Here is a 15932-nt window from a genome sequence, read left to right on the forward strand (position 1 = left end):
GAGGGGTGCCAGGCTTACAAAGCAGATGTCGGCGGTTCGAAACCGTCCGCGCCCACAGGGGATAGCTGCTGGTAGCAGCAGGGTTCGGCCCTCCGGTCTTGATCGACCGGGGGGCCGCTTCCATGATCGAGGCCAATAACGGCCGGTGTCTGGCGGAGACGTGTACGCCAGTCGGCCGCTGTGGTGCCCGCTGGCATGCGTGCCAGCGCGGCAGATTGTGGTGATGCACCGCCTCACTCTGATCAAACAATGCCGATTAGAGTCTGCATAAACGTGATCATGAAACGTTCAGCGTGGACCCGTGCCACGCGTCCCACCGCCCGACCCGCAGCTCCTCGCCCGGCGCAGACGCGTCGGCGACCGGATACGGGCGGCCCGGCTGTACGCCAACCTCACACAGCAGGCCGTCGCCGAGCGGTCCGGCATGGACCGATCCGGCTTCCAGAAGATTGAGCACGGCACCGTCAGCCCGACGCTCGACTCCCTGCTCCGCATCGCCGACGCGATCGGCGTACCCCTCGCCGACCTCGTCCGCGAGTGAGCCCCGGCCGGCCTGCGACGGGGGACGCAGACCGACCGGGGCGGCCGTGGTACCTAGGCTCTGTTAGGGGAGCGACGGGTGAGCCGGCCCTTGCGGGTCGCTCCGCCGCAGTCCTCGCACGAGACCATGACGACGCCCTCGTAGATCAGGGCGCTGGTGTTCCGGCCGGAGCACTCGTGGCACGGCGAGCGCGAGTACCTCTGCTCAGCCCACGTGAATGCGCGGGTGACCTGAGCGGCATCCACGTCAGGCGGCCACGGCGGCGGCCTGCTCCATCTCTTCGTCGGTGGCCATGAGGTCGTCGAACTCGCCGGCCTTCACGCCCTCGAAGAACTTCCGCAGCTCCGCGCGGCTGAAGTACAGGACCGGGCTGGACGGGTCCTTGTCGTCCGAGAGGGCGACCATGCGGGTGCCGTCCGGGATGCTGAAGTGCGGGTGTCCCTGCGCGTCGTCGGCCGCGGCCAGGATCACGCAGTCCTTGAGGATCGGGTCCAGGTCCGTCCGGCTCGACTTGCGCCAGTCCAGACCGACGGCGTTCGTGTTCTCGTACGGCTTGCTGGCAAGCCCATTGCTGATGGTGCCCATGATGGTGTGTCCTCTCAGTTGGGACGTGACTGTCCTTGCAACCGCCCCGGCCGCGGTCCTGCCAGGGAATTCGGCCGAGGCGGAGTCAGTGCGCCGGAGGGCAGGTGCCCTTGTGTACGGCCAATGCGATGCCCGCGTTCGAGGCGGAGGCACACGTCACGGCGTCACCTCGGCGTAGGGGTTGCCCGGTGCGGGCGTGACGCGCCAGAAGGACGTCGCGGTAGCGCGGAAGGATCGGTGACCGGGCCGCTCGCCGGTGTGCTTCAGCGCCCACGTCTCGGCGGGCAGTCGCCGGCCTTCGGTGGCACCGGACTTCTCGCCGCACGTCGTGCACTCGGCCTCGTGCATCGGCTGCTGCGGGGCGCCTTCCTCGGTGTCCAGCCCGAGGTGCCAGTCGACGGCCGCGATGATGGTGCGTGCGCTCATCCGACGTGCTCCGCTCGGATCGTGCCGAGGTGCTCGAACAGGACCGGCACTCTGCGCTCCTCGGCGCATGCCCGGTGCACGTCGACCGCCCGGTCGGGCCCGAGTTCGTGGTCACGGTGCGGACGCATACGTCTGCGCCCGGCTCTCGGGGCAGTACGTGCAGTGGCGGCGACGAGGCTGCTCGTGCAGCGTCCCCTCGCCCTGCTCGGCGGCAGGTCTTGTCGCGTTTCGTGCACGTTCGGTAGTCACAGGAGGATGATGGGCGGGCACGGCGGGAAGGAAATAGGCCGAGCAGTGGCCACGTGCGGCCACGCTGCGGCCACGGCCGAAGGCGCGAGCGATGACACCCGACACTGGGCGGACGGGCCGCAACGATGCGCTGCGGGCAGCGCGGTTACGCAAGGGCTGACGAACGATCGAGGCAGCCGCAGCCGGTCTGCAGGAGCACGGGCAACGACTCTTGGACGACCGTCAGTTCACCGTCTCTGCGAGGACCTGGCGGCGCTGGGAAGGGGAGCGCCCTGGATGGCCGGCCGAGCAGACGGCGATCGTGCTGCATGACGCGCTCGGCCGCTGGCCCGAAGACCTCGGCTTCACCACCCCGCCGGGATGGATCCGGCCCGAGCACCACCGCGAGGACGATGTGAACCGACGCGCCTTCGTCTCCGTCACGGCGGCGGCTCGTCGCCGGGCCGGTCGCCCCGCAGCACGTCGACCCTGCGCTCATCGACTGCTTCCAGCAGCAGATCTAAGGGCACTACCGGGCCGACATGCTCCTGGGCCCGCATGACCTCATCGGCACCGTGTCCGCCCAGTACCAGCTGATCGACAAGCTGATCCGTTCGGCGCAGGGCGAGACCCGCCGCGGCCTGCTGCGCGTCGGCGCCGCCTACGCCGCGCTCGTGGGCTGGCTCTATCAGGACGCTGGCGACATGGACGGGGCCGCCTTCTGGCGCGGCGTGACGCAGGAGATAGCGATGCGGTCCCGCGACCCGCACCTCATCGGGTACAGCCTCGTCAACCAGGCCATGGTGCGCACCGACTTGGGCGACGGTCGTGCGGTCATCGACCTGTGCGAGGCCGCGCTCGACGACGCCGACCGCGTAGTGCCAAAGGTCCGCATCATGGCCATGCAGCAGCAGGCCCATGGCGCGAGTCTGACCGGGGACCGGAGCGCGGTTGACCGGCTCATCGACGAGGCGGACGGGCTGCTGCCGCGCGTTGACGATGACCTGCCGTGGGGCAACGCCTGCCGCCGTACTCCCGGGTATCTCGAAGTGCAGCGTGCCACCTGCTACGGACGCCTCGGTCTCGGTGTCGAAGCGGGTGCCCTGTGGTCGCAGGTCTTATCCGACGGAACCGCGGCGCAGGTGCGGCTGCGGAGTATGCCTCCGACGGTTATCTGCCCGATCACCTGGTCGTCGGCGAGTACCACGCCCGGCCAGACCGTGCCGGCCCGGTATCCGGCCAGCAGCTTGTCGATCCGCTCCGCCTGGCCCACCGGGGTGAAGAAGTCGGCTGGCTGGGCCGGTTCCCACGGCCGGAAAGCCTCGAAGTCCCGCACTCGATGCGCGGCGATCGGGGCGGCGTCGATGGGCTCGATCAGGCGGATCCTGGTGCTGTTGTGCATGGGCTGATCCTCGTCGCGGTGCGTCGGATGAGACCGGCCAGCCTATGCGAGCCGCAGGAGCCGAAACTTCTGGCCAAGCGCTTCATTCTGAAACGATCAGTAAGACCGGGGCCCACATCGGGCTTTAGCGGGCAGATCAGGAGACTGCCCGAGTCGCGGCAAGCTTACGGGCCCCGATCCCTCGCCCCATGGCAGCTCCCGCCCAATGCCGCTCCACCGACCTGGTGCGCGCTAGGCTCAGCAGCTGGTCACGCCGAATCCGGGGGCATGTATGAGCCAAGTTAGTCGGTTACTTGAGTGTCCACAGTGCGAAAAAATATCTCTTTTTGACGAATGGGTCATACGTCGCAACGGGCCACCAGACCAAGCTGGCCGCCCAGCTGACTTCAAGCTCTGGGGTTGCCTAGCGTGCGGACAGCCCCAACTCTGGAACGAGCTCGAAGATCAACGATTGTGGCCCCAGGGCGCCGCACTGGCTCAGGGCATCCCAGCATCGATAGCGCGCGAGATGGTGGAAGCGCGTGCATGCTTCGATGCCAACCTGTACACGGCAGCTGCCGTCATGGTCCGCCGCACACTGGAAGGCATGTGCATCGAGCAGGGCACGCAGAAGAAAGCCCTCTTCCAGGCACTCCAGGAACTCCGCGATAACGGGAAGATCGAGGGCCGCCTCTTCGACTGGGCACAGGCGTTGCGAGTGCTAGGCAACCAAGGCGCGCACTTCAGTGAGGAATCGGTGAGCAGGGAAGACGCAGCGGATGCGTTGTCTCTTGCCGAGGCTCTACTGAACTACATCTACGTCTTCACAGCCAAGTACGAGGAATTTCAGAACCGTAGGCAGGTGCCAGCACGCTGAGTTCTGACATCCACAGCTGAGATCAACGACGCCAGACAGAGGCGTACGTCGGCGTCTCTGTCCGGCTGCCGCGCCAGTCGACGGCAGCAGCCGGAGCAGACTCGGATCGAACTTGCACAGCGGGTGTCGCAGCCCAAGTGCTGGATGCTGAGTGTTGTCCCGTAAGACGGGGCGACGGTGTCGGATAACAGTCGTGCGTCGAAACGGATTTGCCAGAGGAGGCTCCACAGGATGACATGCGCTCATGAGCAGAATGGCGCAGGTCCTCGTCCTGGCACAGTACGAGGACGAGGTGATGGAGCCGCTGACGCGGTCCGACGAGGCGCGCACCTGGCGCGGCAGTTTCGAGCGGATACCCAACTGGTTCGTCGGCGGGTGGTACCTCGAGTTCAACCGGGAGAGCCAGCGCCGCGGGGTCCTCGCAGACCTGGAGGCGCTGCCGTGGAACCGGCCGGAGTGCGTCCAGGTCATGCTCCACGACGAAGACGATGATTGCTTCGGGCTGTGGATGTTCCAGGACGGCGCGCTGGTCGAGGTGTCGATACCGCGCACACAGCGGGTCCACGTCCCGCCGCCGTCGTGGTGGGACGACAGCCCGCTCCCGGGATCCCTGTGGCGGACGGACGGACCGGACGCAGAGGCGCTGCCCACGCACTCTCCCGAGCACGAGCAGGACCCGAAACTGTCATGGTAGCCAGGCTGGTGGTGCCCTATGGGTGAGCCCCAATGCAGGGTGTCAGAGGCCGGTGGGATGGTGCTGCCATGCAGGACACACTCTTCCTCTTGCCGGAGCCGCCCCCGGAGCACGCCGTGATCGCTCGCTTCCATCTCGGTGGTGACGACCTTGGCGAACCTGATCAATGGTCCCTGGTCTTCGAAGCCGAACGGTCCCTGGGAGCTGTGGTCAAAGGCCGCCGGTATCGGTGAGGTCGACGGCAACGAGTTCGGTGCGGGTGAGGCTGTGCTCTTTGCCTACGGCCGCGATGCGGACGCCCTTTACGGGGTGATGGAGCCTGGTCCACGTGCGCTCCCGTTTCGGCCCGGCGCACGTCGTGCTGCGGTAGGGATGGCCTTCTGACAACGTCGCGGAAGACCGCATCGAGCTTTGAGCCCGCGTGCCAGATCCGTGCCAGATCCAGCAGTCAGCCGCGGCCAATCGAGAGCGACCACGGGGTCCACACGCTCGCAACGGCCGTCGCGGCTTCCAGATGGGGGTGAGCTGGGCAGATGCCTCAGGGATCAGCGCCAGGTTTACAAAGCAGATGTCGGCGGTTCGAAACCGTCCGCGCCCACCAGTGCGAAGGCCCCCAGCCGATCACGGCTGGGGGTCTTTGACATCCACATCTGACATCAACGGGGCAGTCACTCACGCCTCTCAGGGTGATCAGCCAAGAGGTGCCGCAGGACGTTTTGGATGCCTACGGCCGTCTGTGTGCTCAGGGGTTCACGAGTCGGCTCGTGCCCGGTACCGCTCAGGGGACGTCTACCGGCGGAAAGTCCTGACCCTTGCCTGCTACGTGCCCGACGGGGCAGGAGCGAAGGGGGAGCCGCGGGGAACAGGGGTGCCAGCGCCACTCGTCCGCAGGTCAGCGCCACCGCAGCTCAGCAGCCATTCACATCCGGGGTCTTCCGAACTGCTGCTCCAAGGCCCCTGCGTCAGCACTTGTATGGGCCGAAGACTCCACCAACCTATGCGGCCTTGGGGGCGAGGTGCCGTCCTGCCCCGCGACCGCTTAGCCTCTGCTGGTTCGCCCGGCCTCGGGCGGTTCAAGGAGGGGTGTCCATGCAGCAGCGCGGAGTGGGCAGCGGGTTGAGAGCCGCGGCCTGGGTACTGGTGCCACTCGGGCTGGTCCTGGCGCTGGGGGGTATCGGATACTTCCTCACGAATTACCAGGGGGCCACCGTCATGAGCGAGGCGATGGAGCCCACGTACCGCCCAGGCGAGCGGCTGGTCATCGAGCGCATCGACACGGGCGAGATACGCAGGGGTGATGTCGTACTCGTTCATGTGCCCGATCGCTATCAGGGCAGACCGGTCCTGCAGCGGGTCATCGGGATGGGCGGCGATCACGTGGTCTGCGACGGAAAACGGATCACGGTGAACGGGAGGCCGGTCGACGAACCGTATGTGATGCGCGGCGAAGTGAACCCGGCAACCGGACCGTACGACGTGAAGGTGCCGGACGGGCGGTTGTTCCTGCTGGGCGACCACCGGGGGAACTCGAACGACTCGCGGTTCTTCCTCGACGAGCAGTCGGGCAGCGTCGCGGCCTCCGGGGTGCTCGGGCGAGTGCAGAGGGGTTTCACTGTGCCGGCGGTGTGGGTGGCGCTCGGATTGCTCGGGATCGTGCTGACCCTGGGCGGGATCGGCCTGGGGATCGGGGGGTACGCGGCCGGACGGAGGGCCCGGCGGCCGCTCGCGGCTGTGCCGCCGTGGCCCGTGGTCTAAGGGATCTGGGGTATTCATGTTGTGGCTGGCGTGAGCGCGGCGGGTCGGCGCGTCAGGGGCGCTGTGGTACCGGGACTACCGGGGCATCCCTGGCGCTTGGTACGACAGAGGTGCCAAATCGCCCCACCAGCGCAACCTGATCGCCGGACTGGCCGCAGGGTGCGGCCCTGCGCTGACCCCCTCGGTGGCATCAACGGGCATGGACAGCCGCAGTGTCAGCGGCCGCCGAGGGCCTGAATTTGCCCACAGTCGGAGTGCCAGACGCGACGGAGATCGAACTCCTGAGGCGGTGGTCAGCGGCCACGCCTCTATTTCGAACGCCGATCGATTATTCCCTTGAGTGTCGCACGTAAAGCACCAAAAGCTTCTCAGCGCCCCCGCGCCTCTCCTATGATCACTTGACAAGCTCGGCGGGGCCATCTCGGCTCGCGGCTCGCCGCAGGGAGGATGCGATGATCAAGTCAATCAAACTTCGAAATTTCAAAGCCTTCGAGAATTTCTCGATCACGCTCAAAGAATCATCGCTTCTTGTCGGGCCGAACAGTGCCGGTAAAAGCACCATTTTGTCGTCTCTCAAGTTTGCCGAAGCATGCTTGCGCAACGCAAAGCGAGTCAGATTCTCTTTGAGTCGCAGGCATGGAAGTTCATGGATCCAGGGGTACTCAATCCCCATAAAGGATTTCGAGCTTCTTAACGAGAGCGTCCGTCATGAATTCAGAGAGAGCAACGAAACAAGCCTCGAATTGATCTGGCAGAACGGCTGCAAGTTGCGGGCTGTATGGCCGGATAATTCTTCAGATGAAGATGATACTCCTTACTTCTATCTCCTGGACAGCCTCGGTCGCATCCCCAAGACTCCGAAGCAAGTGAGGGATGACTACTCCCCGATCGGAATCATTCCCGCACTCACCCCGCTGGAGCACGAAGAAGAAATCCTCACGCCGGACTACGTGAGGAAGAATCAGGCGTCCAGGCTGAGCAGTCGACACTTCAGGAATCAGCTAAAGATCCTGAGTGAAGATTACGAGAGCTGGAACGATTTCCTTGACTTCGCCGAACCCTGGATGGGCGGCATGGAAATATCAGCTCCCGTAGTTCAGTACGGCCCTACCACAAGTATTGACGTCTTCTATACAGAACCTGGTAGCGAAAAGGAGAAGGAGCTTGTCTGGGCGGGCGATGGCGTTCAGATTTGGCTGCAACTCCTCTTGCACATTTACCGTTTGAAGGATTCACCCACACTAGTACTCGACGAACCTGAGGTATTTCTGCACGCAGACTTGCAACGTCGACTGGTACGGCTGATCGACTCTCTGGGAATCCAAGTCGTGCTGGCGACGCACTCGAGCGAAGTGCTGGCCGAGGCCGACAGTAAGGCAATCGTTTGGATTGACAAGTCAAAGAAGAGCGCCATCCGCGCTCCACGAAAGGAGGGCATGGAGACCCTTAGCTCCGCGCTCGGAACTGCTTTCAATCTGGGCATGGCGAAGGCCCTTCGCGCGAAGGGGGTGGTCTTCGTAGAAGGGAAGGATCTGCGGACTCTGAGGATTCTGGCCAAGAACCTGGGATTCACCAACATTGTGGCAGACATGGAACTGGCCGTAGTACCGATCAACGGGTACTCGCACTGGGGCAGCGCTGAAGCTTTCGGATGGCTGGTCAAGGACTTTCTGAAAGGTTCAATCGGATCAACAATCATCCTTGACCGTGACTACAGGACACAGAAACAGGTCGATGCCGTAACGGCCAAGCTCGCAGAAGCGGGCCTGCATTGTCACGTGTGGAGCAAGAAAGAGCTGGAAAGCTACCTGATTTCACCAGCTGCCATCTCCAGGCTGTCCGGGTGCCCGCGCTCGGAGGTGGAACAGGCTATGGATGCAATCATGGCGGACATGTACGGCGATGTGTTCGCGAAGATCAATTGCGAGCGTCAAGCCACCGAACGTTCAGCTAAACAGCATGAAGTGAACATCACAGCTTCTACCCTTGCAGACTTCGCACCGAAGTGGGCTGACGCCGAATATAGGCGGTCGGTGTGTCCACCTAAGGACGTCTTGTCACGTCTAAACGAGTATTTGCAGAGCAACAAATCCAAGGCGGTTTCCTTCGATGCTCTGGCCAGGCATATCCGTAGGGAGGAAGTCCCCGACGAAATGGTCGAAGTGTTGACCCGGATCGACAGACTGGCCCAGCAAGGAGCTGCCCTCGGGAAGGTTGACGCACCGCGCGTCTAGCGCCGGCACCTGGCTGCCGACGCGCGCGTCCAAGTCTTGCCGAGGACCCTGTGTCTCCTCACCCGTGGGGGTTCCGTGTGGGGCTCTCCCCGACCTGACACTCCTCTGTGCACGCCTGCGTGCACCAGTAGGTTCAGCGGCCCTACTCCAAGACTCCACCCACATCAGCTGTCAGTGGCAGTCGAAGCGCCAGTCCCACGGGAGGCCGGGGCACTGGCGGCAATGGAAGAAGTAGACGCCGCCGCAGTCGCCCAACTGTATGTCGCCGGTGATGGTCAGAAGGTGCTCCATGCGGTGTCCGCTCTCGCAGTTCGGCCACTTGGCAGGCTGCGTCCAGGCGGGCCAGCCGCCGACCTTCGTCCCGATGACGTTGGAGTCGGGTGGCCACACGGAGTGGCCCGTCGGCAACCGGAGAGGAGGTTCCCAGGTCTCCCACATGTCCTTGGGTAGATCAAGCCACCTCGGATAGTCCTCCGCGGTAGTCGGGGACAACGTCGACGGTTCCGGCATGTTGTCCTCGTCGTACTCCCCCTCGCTCACCCCGGGGATCTCGGACAGCAGCCCTCCAGCCACGACCTCCGCCTCGTTGCGCCAGTACAGCCGCGGCATCACCGGCCCGGGATCCTGCTCATGCATCAGCGCACACCACACCAGCTGCAGCAAATCCTTCCCCTCCGGGAACTCCAACCCCGTCCCGGGCGAACAGCTGGAGGATCGGCACCATCGGCACCGCGCCCGGGACAATCTCGGTGCCGTTGCGCCAGTCGGACCCGGTACGTCCAGTGGTCTTCCTGCGCGCAGTACGGCCACGGCTCGTCCGCGGGCCACAGCAACTCGCCTCCCAGCGAGCTCTCCCGCACGCCAGGGTCGCCGGGCTCCGGGTTGAGGAGAGTGGTTTCCCGGGCAAGGCCCGCGTACTCCGGTATCAGGGTGCGCAGATCCTCCGCGGGCAGCTCGGTTGTGTCTCCGGGCATCGTGGCTCCTCAAGGCGTACAAACATCGACGGAACGCTGCGGGCACGTTAGTACGTGCCACCGACAACCCCACACAGCGACGGCCGCCTCATCACACCCCCAGCTCTTGCCGCACGGGCTCGCGAAATATCCGGAGCCCGTCGCAGTACAGAAGCGAAGTACAGCAATTCCCTCCGGCCACAGGCGACATGAGTAAGCCTCAGCAATCCAACGGCGACCCGTTTGAGCACCGATGACCGATCCGGCTACTTTCAACTTGATTGGGTAATGTCGGGTAGCGTGGGCCCGGTCACCTGCGCCGATGGCCGCCGACCCCTATGGGCCGGCCCTCGGTGTGCATGCTGTGACCGGCAGAGAGGCTGTCGTCCGACTGAACGGCGATGGGCGGGGCCGATAGGCCACGGGCCGGGCCGGACGATCAAGGAGACCAGCGATGGATGTCAAGGAAAGCTTGCGCCGCTACGGGCTTCGCCCCGTCGGCGCGGATCTCGACGAGGTCCGCGCACTCCTCAGAGAGCACACGGCGCGTGAGCGACGCGCCCAGGGCGAGGGCGACACCGAGCTGATGAGGCTCTGCTGCTTCCAGCTGTTCAACAGCGGCGACGTCGACGACGTGCTCCTGGTCTGGAGTGCGAAGCAAGCCAGCTTCGACGCAGCGTGCTCGATCGACATCGAATTCCTGCTTGGGCACGGGCTCGACGCGACGAAGGCCCACCTCTCGGCCAACCGTGCACCTGCTGCGGCGGCGGCGCTGGATCGACTGCGCGAGCTCGAGGCGGACGGTGAATTCGAGAGCTTTTCAGTGGAGGAGCGCTCCGCCTCCTACGACCGGTACTACGGCGACTGACGATTCTGCAGCGCAGCGCCGCTCAGTCGTCCGTGATGAGGCCGGGGCCCGCAAGGCAGCTGTCGACGAAGTCCGGGCGGTACTGGATCTGCTTGAGCCTGCGCTTCATGGCCTTGGTGATCTGGCCCAGGTCGGCTGCGGCGAGGTTGCCGATGTCGCGCTTGACCAGCGACCAGATGCCCTCCTGCGGGTTCAGGTCCGGCGCGTAGGTGGGCAGCTGGAACACGGTGAGCCACGCGGCATTCGCGGCGATGAACTCCCGCATCCCAGCGGTCAGGTGGAGGCGGACGTTGTCCCAGACCAGCACGATCGGTCCACCGAGCTGGATGCGGGCACGCGCCAAGAGGTCGCGGAAGTCCCGCCAGCCGAAGCCCTTCGGCTCGCCCTTGCGCCCTCGGTACTCGCGGATGGCGTAGATCAGCCGGGACCGCGCGCCCGGCTTGTAGCAGGTCATACCCGCCATCGACACCCGTCCGGAGCCCCGGCCGCGAACCCGGACGACCGGGGTCCGGCCGATCCGCCCCCAGGTTCTAGAGCGCGGCGGCGTCATCGACTGGCCGGCCTCATCCTCGAAGACGATCCTGCCGTTGTACGCCGCCGCACAGCTTTTACCCGCGGCCAGACCTCCTTCTTCCAGAGCTCAACCGCCGCATCGTCGCGCTCGATCGCCCGGCGGGTGGGCTGCTGCCACGACCAGCCGTGCCGCTTCAGCAGCCGCCACGTGCCCTCCACCGTGTACGAAACGTGGAACAGTCGACCGATCAGCATCTTGACCCGCGCCAGCGTTTACCGCTGATAGGCCCAGCCGTGGACGAGCGGTCCACGCTCCAACTCCCGCTCTAGTCTCGCAATCTGAGTCGGGTTGAGCCGGGGGCGTCCCGGAGATCCCTTCGACAGGATCCCGGTCTCGCCTCGCTCGCGCCAGGCCCGCCGCCACCGCTCCACCGACCGCTCGCTCACCCGCAGCGCGGCAGCAATCTCCCGGTTCTTCACCCCGCCCTCGAAGCGTTCCACGGCCTGCAGCCGGATCCGCTCCCGCGCGGCCCTCTCGGCGTCGGTCAGCCCGCCGCCCTGCGCGTACCTCACAGCCCCACAGCTACCGCAGCCGACAGGCCGGCGTCAGGCAGCATCCCGACATCACCCAATCAAGTTCAGTAGCGCTCCGGACCAGAAGTCGTCCGTGCCGACCGGGCCCGATCATGCGGGGAACCGCGTGGAGCCAAGAGGTCAGCCCTGTTGCAGGGCGGCAAGACCCTTCTGCAAGTCGTCGCTGTTCATCACCGGCTGGATCTCGATCTTCGCGCCGAGTCCCCTCGAAGAGCAGCTCCGCGATGGTGGGCAGCTGTGAACTGTCCTGCATGTCGAAGACGAAGGTGCAGGCCCGCCCACCCTCGCTGGGGCCGAAGTAGGCCGCCTCAGGCTTGAGCCGTTCCGTCATCGACTGGATGAGTTTCGGCAGCGTGCCGTTCTTGAGTGCCTCATTCGAGACCTGGGTGTCCAGATGCGCTCTCAACGTGACCCTCATTGCACCCGCTCCTTCCGCCCACCACGACCGGCGCGGTTCCCGTTCGCGCTCGCTGAGACCCGGTGACGTCCCGCTCGACCTCACCTTGAGTGATCAGGGCAGCAACATCTTGTCCTCCGTCCGTGCCGCCGTGGATGTGGTAGCCGCCGCGCCTCGTCGGCCAGTTCTCAGACGGTCGTTTTTCAGTCGGTCAGCCGCGCCGGCGGCCGGTGATTGCCCGACGCTCGCGGACCTTGGCGCGAGACGACACCTCGATGCGAACCATCGGCGGGGCGGTCGCTGAAGTCTGCTGGGCGGTTCAGGTGGCTCGCCGCGACCGATGAGGGTTCACCTGTGGTCGCAGCAGTCTGACCCGGCGGGGGAGCAAGTCGACCGCGCGAACCTGCGTGATGGCGCCTTTCCGCGGTAGGCGGCAGGGCCCTGGGGCGGGAGCCGGACCCAGGCCGCTTGATCGCCGTTGGGCGACCAAGCGGTATGCCGTCGCTATGAGGTCGGCTGAGGCGACGGCCGGGCACCCGTGACCGGGATGTCGAAGACGTGCGCCGGGGTCACGATGCGGGTGATCGCCTGGCCGAAGAGGGTACTGGGCTCCGTCTGATCGTGGAGGATGTCCGTATTGAGGAGCACGACCAGCGTGGCCTGCGACTCGGGCAGATACACGGTGAGGGACTCGTAGCCCGGCAGCGAGCCGTTGTGGCCGATCCACCCCTGGATGTTGAAGATGCCCAGTCCGTAGCCGGTGCCCGGAATACCCGTCGGCTGCATCTTGAGGCGCTTGGCCTGCGTCTCGGGGGACAGCAGGGTGCCGGTGGCGAGAGTACGGGCCCAACTGCGCATGTCCCGCAGGTCGGAGATCATCGCGCCGGCCGCCCAGCCCCAGGAGGGATCCCAGTCCGTGGAGTCCTCGACCTTTCCTGAGGCGGTCTGGTTGGTGTAGCCGTGGGCGTGCGGGCTCGGGAACTCGGCGCCGGTCGGGAAGATGGTGTGGCGCAGCCCCGCCGGCTTCACGACCTTCTGGTCGATGAACTCGTGCAGTGGCATACCGCCGGCCTTTTCCACGACCAGGCCGAGCAGGATCAGGTTGGTGTTGGAGTACTCGAATTCCTCACCGGGCTGGAACTGCACCGGGTGTTTGAAGGCGTAGTCCAGCAACTGCTGGGGAGTGAAGGGCTTCCGCGGGTCGGAGACCAGTGCTTTGACGAAGTCCTCGTCCATGGAGTAGTTGAACAGCCCGCTGCGCATGCTCGCCAGGTTGCTCAGGGTGATCTTGTCTCCGTTGGGTACTCCCTTGATGTACTTCTCGATCGGATCGTCCAGACCCACCTTGCCCTCGTCGACCAGTTCGAGCAGCGCGCTCACGATGAAGGTCTTGGTCTCGCTGCCGATCCGCATATACAGATTCGGCTCCATGGGGGCACCGCTGGCCTTGTCGGCGACGCCGAAGGTACGGATGTAACTGCCCTTGCCAGGTGCCGACAGACTGACCATGACGCCGGGCACGCCTGCCTCGCGCATGACCTGCCGGACGGCGGTGTCCAGACGTTCAGCGACGGCCGGGGTGAGCTCGGGGAAGTCGTTGTCCTGGAAGGCCGACGCGGAGAGGGACGACCCCGGGGCCGGTGTGACGCCGTACGCGCTTCCCGTCGATACCGGTACGGCCAGCATCGCGGTCACGGCCAGTCCTACGCATGCCCTGCGCCAACGAATCTGCGAGTACCTCACGGGCAGACCTCCTGCCAGACGAGGACGTCCGGGGACGTCCGGACAGGGTCACTCTCCCTTTACGCTAGGGCCGCCGGGGGGCCTCCGCATGGCGGCGCCGGGTTGCAGATGTCGCGAAACCGTGCCGGTCCGGGCCGTGTGGGTACGGCGTGCACGCCGTGGACGGCGCCGGGAGGTCTCCGGTCGCGGTTCGCGCCGTCAACTCGCTCAGGCCGACCTGAAGTGGCCGTTTGGCCGCGCCGGAGAGCCATTTCCAGCGGAGTGGATGGTGGGCACGCCCGAATGCGCCGGCTGGCACGAGAGTTGTTCCAGTCCGTGCCAGATCGACCGGTGAACCGCGGTGACTCGGGGGCAGGAGTGCTGATCGAGGGGCGTGGACCGATGGTGCTGTATGTCCGTTGATTCGACTGCTGCACACCGTCCGGGCCAACGCCCCGCCCGGAGTTCATGTTTCGCCTGCGGGAAGCAACTCCCCTACAGCGCGGTGTTCGTCGGCCGGGCCGTGGCCCGCAGGGGCACCCCCGGATACCCGTGAAGACCAGCTTGCCCCGCACGCGCTTGCCGTCGGTCGGCAGGGTCTCGAACGGGACGTCTGCGCGCTCTGGTGCGCTACCTCGAACTGCCTCGGACCTGGCTGATCCATCGATTCGCCCAGCCCGGCAAGTACGGGACATCGGGCCTGATCCAGTCCCGAAGCCGACTTGTACCAGCAGCCCGCTTCGATACGCCCTGTTCGTACGTCGGCGCGCTGCCGAACGACAGCTAACCTGCAAGCCGCACAGCACGAAAAGGAAGACTCAGATGACGGACACGCCTCGACGCGTTGCAGTGTTCTCACTCGGTGGCACGATCGCGATGACCTCGCAGGACGAGGGGGGTGCGACCCCGACGCTCTCAGCCGCTGATCTCGTGGCAGCCGTACCAGGTCTTGCCGAGACCGGTGTCGTGATCGAGGTCCACGACTTCCGACGAGTGCCCGGTGCATCGCTGGCCTTCCGCGACCTCCTCGATCTCGTCGCGGAAATCGAAACGCTCGATGTGGACGGCGTGGTGATCACGCAGGGCACGGACACCATCGAAGAGACCTCGTATCTGATCGACCTCGTGTACTCGGCCGAGATGCCGATCGTGGTCACAGGAGCGATGCGCAACGCGAGCATGGCGGGCGCCGACGGGCCGGCCAATGTGCTTGCTGCCGTCCGTGTCGCTGACTGCATCGAGGCCCGGGGGATCGGGGCCGTGGTCGTGTTCGGCGAAGAGATTCACGCCGCCCGCTGGGTGCGCAAGGCTCACGCCACCAGCCCCACGGCGTTCACGTCCTACCCGGGACCGATCGGTTACATCGCCGAGGACAGAGTACGGATCTGGAGCCGGCCGACCGAAGAGCCGAAGATCCCGCGCCGGCAACTCAGCAACGACGCCCGGACCGCGGTGGCGCAGATCGGACTTGGAGATGATGGGGTCGTGCTGCGTGCCATCGGGGGGCAGGTCGATGGCTTGGTCGTTGCCGCGTTGGGCGTCGGGCACGTGCCCATGGGGTGCGTCGATGCGCTGGCTGACCTTGCCCAAGAGATGCCGGTGGTCCTGGCGACGCGCACCGGGGCCGGACCCGTCCTGACCCACACCTACGGATTCCCCGGATCGGAAGCCGATCTGCTGTCGCGTGGGCTCCTCGCAGCAAACACTCTCGGGCCGATCAAGGCGCGAGTTCTTCTCCAGCTCCTGTTGATGCACGGTGCCGATCGCGACGGTATCGCAGAGCATCTGAGCCGCATCCACTGACCGAGGCCCACATCCGTCCCGCCCAAAGCCGGTCCACCGGCTGCAGCCGTTCAGCTGCGGCTCGCCGCCGTGAGCATGGAGCGGTCGCACAGTCATCTCGTGGCGCACTTGGAACGCCAGGTGATACGGGGTGAGTCCGTCCCTTGAAGCGCGTAGTGGGTCAGCACCACACGCGAGCAGGACAGCTGTGCATGCGGTGCTCAGCGGATTGCCTGTTTGGACGGAGGCGTCCGCCTCACCGTCAATGGCCCGGAGCAACGGCGTCCACAGGTGTCGCAGGTGCGTCACCGGCACCATCGCCCTGTCCGCGCTCGCTTCGATGCTCGAATCATGCCGGGGTACAGCACCGAGGGTCAGTCCA

15 protein-coding genes and 3 pseudogenes are annotated in these 15932 nt (G+C 65.6%); 8 read left to right on the forward strand and 10 right to left on the reverse strand.

The window, feature by feature from the left end:
* Positions 1 to 301: 301 nt before the first annotated feature.
* Positions 302 to 541 (forward strand): helix-turn-helix domain-containing protein, encoded by a 240-nt coding sequence (locus J7E88_RS13405; RefSeq protein WP_215180518.1) that lies wholly within the window; start codon positions 302 to 304, stop codon positions 539 to 541.
* 246 nt (positions 542 to 787) lie between these two features.
* On the opposite strand, the gene J7E88_RS13410 is transcribed toward J7E88_RS13405, so the two are convergent.
* The 5 genes and pseudogenes from J7E88_RS13410 to J7E88_RS37040 form a co-directional block, all read right to left on the reverse strand.
* Positions 788 to 1126, reverse strand: coding sequence for a DUF397 domain-containing protein (locus J7E88_RS13410; protein ID WP_215180520.1), 339 nt, complete (start codon positions 1124 to 1126; stop codon positions 788 to 790).
* A 156-nt stretch (positions 1127 to 1282) separates the two neighbouring features.
* Positions 1283 to 1552, reverse strand: coding sequence for a hypothetical protein (locus J7E88_RS13415; protein WP_215180522.1), 270 nt, complete (start codon positions 1550 to 1552; stop codon positions 1283 to 1285).
* Positions 1549 to 1680 (reverse strand): hypothetical protein, encoded by a 132-nt coding sequence (locus tag J7E88_RS36780; protein ID WP_285427543.1) that lies wholly within the window; start codon positions 1678 to 1680, stop codon positions 1549 to 1551. The genes J7E88_RS13415 and J7E88_RS36780 overlap by 4 nt, the downstream gene beginning before the upstream one ends.
* 540 nt (positions 1681 to 2220) lie before the next feature.
* Positions 2221 to 2700 (reverse strand): hypothetical protein, encoded by a 480-nt coding sequence (locus J7E88_RS37035; RefSeq protein ID WP_308307490.1) that lies wholly within the window; start codon positions 2698 to 2700, stop codon positions 2221 to 2223.
* Between the two features lie 201 nt (positions 2701 to 2901).
* A pseudogene (locus tag J7E88_RS37040) lies at positions 2902 to 3182 on the reverse strand (N-acetyltransferase); the annotation flags it as partial.
* Between the two features lie 508 nt (positions 3183 to 3690).
* On the opposite strand from J7E88_RS37040, the gene J7E88_RS13425 reads away from it, so the two are divergent.
* From J7E88_RS13425 to J7E88_RS13445, 5 genes are all read left to right on the forward strand, one after another.
* The gene (locus J7E88_RS13425) at positions 3691 to 4038 is read left to right on the forward strand and encodes a DUF4145 domain-containing protein (RefSeq protein ID WP_215180524.1); all 348 of its coding nucleotides are present in this window, start codon (positions 3691 to 3693) and stop codon (positions 4036 to 4038) included.
* Positions 4039 to 4282: 244 nt separating this feature from the next.
* Positions 4283 to 4732: a hypothetical protein gene (locus tag J7E88_RS13430; protein ID WP_215180526.1), complete on the forward strand. Its 450-nt coding sequence runs from the start codon at positions 4283 to 4285 to the stop codon at positions 4730 to 4732.
* Between the two features lie 150 nt (positions 4733 to 4882).
* Positions 4883 to 5116, forward strand: coding sequence for a hypothetical protein (locus J7E88_RS13435; protein WP_251022558.1), 234 nt, complete (start codon positions 4883 to 4885; stop codon positions 5114 to 5116).
* Positions 5117 to 5821: 705 nt separating this feature from the next.
* Complete coding sequence (gene lepB, locus J7E88_RS13440) at positions 5822 to 6487, forward strand: signal peptidase I (RefSeq protein ID WP_215180528.1); 666 nt, start codon at positions 5822 to 5824, stop codon at positions 6485 to 6487.
* A gap of 452 nt (positions 6488 to 6939) precedes the next feature.
* The gene (locus J7E88_RS13445; RefSeq protein WP_215180530.1) at positions 6940 to 8721 is read left to right on the forward strand and encodes an ATP-dependent endonuclease; all 1782 of its coding nucleotides are present in this window, start codon (positions 6940 to 6942) and stop codon (positions 8719 to 8721) included.
* Positions 8722 to 8892: 171 nt separating this feature from the next.
* Here J7E88_RS13445 and J7E88_RS35830 read toward each other — a convergent pair whose 3' ends face one another.
* A complete protein-coding gene (locus tag J7E88_RS35830) occupies positions 8893 to 9357 on the reverse strand; it encodes a hypothetical protein (RefSeq protein WP_251022559.1) in 465 nt (154 codons plus the stop codon).
* A 771-nt stretch (positions 9358 to 10128) separates the two neighbouring features.
* On the opposite strand from J7E88_RS35830, the gene J7E88_RS13455 reads away from it, so the two are divergent.
* Complete coding sequence (locus J7E88_RS13455; protein ID WP_215180532.1) at positions 10129 to 10542, forward strand: hypothetical protein; 414 nt, start codon at positions 10129 to 10131, stop codon at positions 10540 to 10542.
* A 22-nt stretch (positions 10543 to 10564) separates the two neighbouring features.
* Here J7E88_RS13455 and J7E88_RS13460 read toward each other — a convergent pair whose 3' ends face one another.
* The 4 genes and pseudogenes from J7E88_RS13460 to J7E88_RS13475 all read right to left on the reverse strand — a co-directional run bounded on the left by J7E88_RS13460 (position 10565) and on the right by J7E88_RS13475 (position 13732).
* The gene (locus J7E88_RS13460) at positions 10565 to 11092 is read right to left on the reverse strand and encodes a transposase (protein WP_251022560.1); all 528 of its coding nucleotides are present in this window, start codon (positions 11090 to 11092) and stop codon (positions 10565 to 10567) included.
* Positions 11089 to 11628 (reverse strand): annotated as a pseudogene (locus tag J7E88_RS13465) (winged helix-turn-helix domain-containing protein). Before J7E88_RS13465 ends, J7E88_RS13460 begins: the two are co-directional and overlap by 4 nt.
* Before the next feature lie 141 nt (positions 11629 to 11769).
* Positions 11770 to 12067: pseudogene (locus J7E88_RS13470) on the reverse strand (hypothetical protein).
* Between the two features lie 483 nt (positions 12068 to 12550).
* Positions 12551 to 13732 (reverse strand): serine hydrolase, encoded by a 1182-nt coding sequence (locus J7E88_RS13475; RefSeq protein WP_215181485.1) that lies wholly within the window; start codon positions 13730 to 13732, stop codon positions 12551 to 12553.
* 858 nt (positions 13733 to 14590) lie between these two features.
* Here J7E88_RS13475 and J7E88_RS13480 point away from each other — a divergent pair.
* Positions 14591 to 15571, forward strand: coding sequence for an asparaginase (locus tag J7E88_RS13480; protein ID WP_215180534.1), 981 nt, complete (start codon positions 14591 to 14593; stop codon positions 15569 to 15571).
* Positions 15572 to 15932: the final 361 nt, after the last annotated feature.

Origin of the sequence: Streptomyces sp. ISL-10, from assembly GCF_018614575.1 — a bacterium.
GTDB lineage: Bacteria > Actinomycetota > Actinomycetes > Streptomycetales > Streptomycetaceae > Streptomyces.

Bases quoted from the DNA above. Each gene is read 5' to 3' on its own strand.
- J7E88_RS13410 (WP_215180520.1), bottom strand. From the start codon at position 1,126: ATGGGCACCATCAGCAATGGGCTTGCCAGCAAGCCGTACGAGAACACG.
- J7E88_RS13415 (WP_215180522.1), bottom strand. From the start codon at position 1,552: ATGAGCGCACGCACCATCATCGCGGCCGTCGACTGGCACCTCGGGCTG.
- J7E88_RS36780 (WP_285427543.1), bottom strand. From the start codon at position 1,680: ATGCGTCCGCACCGTGACCACGAACTCGGGCCCGACCGGGCGGTCGAC.
- J7E88_RS37035 (WP_308307490.1), bottom strand. From the start codon at position 2,700: ATGGGCCTGCTGCTGCATGGCCATGATGCGGACCTTTGGCACTACGCG.
- J7E88_RS13425 (WP_215180524.1), top strand. From the start codon at position 3,691: ATGGTGGAAGCGCGTGCATGCTTCGATGCCAACCTGTACACGGCAGCT.
- J7E88_RS13430 (WP_215180526.1), top strand. From the start codon at position 4,283: ATGAGCAGAATGGCGCAGGTCCTCGTCCTGGCACAGTACGAGGACGAG.
- lepB (WP_215180528.1), top strand. From the start codon at position 5,822: ATGCAGCAGCGCGGAGTGGGCAGCGGGTTGAGAGCCGCGGCCTGGGTA.
- J7E88_RS13445 (WP_215180530.1), top strand. From the start codon at position 6,940: ATGATCAAGTCAATCAAACTTCGAAATTTCAAAGCCTTCGAGAATTTC.
- J7E88_RS35830 (WP_251022559.1), bottom strand. From the start codon at position 9,357: ATGCATGAGCAGGATCCCGGGCCGGTGATGCCGCGGCTGTACTGGCGC.
- J7E88_RS13455 (WP_215180532.1), top strand. From the start codon at position 10,129: ATGGATGTCAAGGAAAGCTTGCGCCGCTACGGGCTTCGCCCCGTCGGC.
- J7E88_RS13460 (WP_251022560.1), bottom strand. From the start codon at position 11,092: ATGACGCCGCCGCGCTCTAGAACCTGGGGGCGGATCGGCCGGACCCCG.
- J7E88_RS13475 (WP_215181485.1), bottom strand. From the start codon at position 13,732: ATGCTGGCCGTACCGGTATCGACGGGAAGCGCGTACGGCGTCACACCG.
- J7E88_RS13480 (WP_215180534.1), top strand. From the start codon at position 14,591: ATGACGGACACGCCTCGACGCGTTGCAGTGTTCTCACTCGGTGGCACG.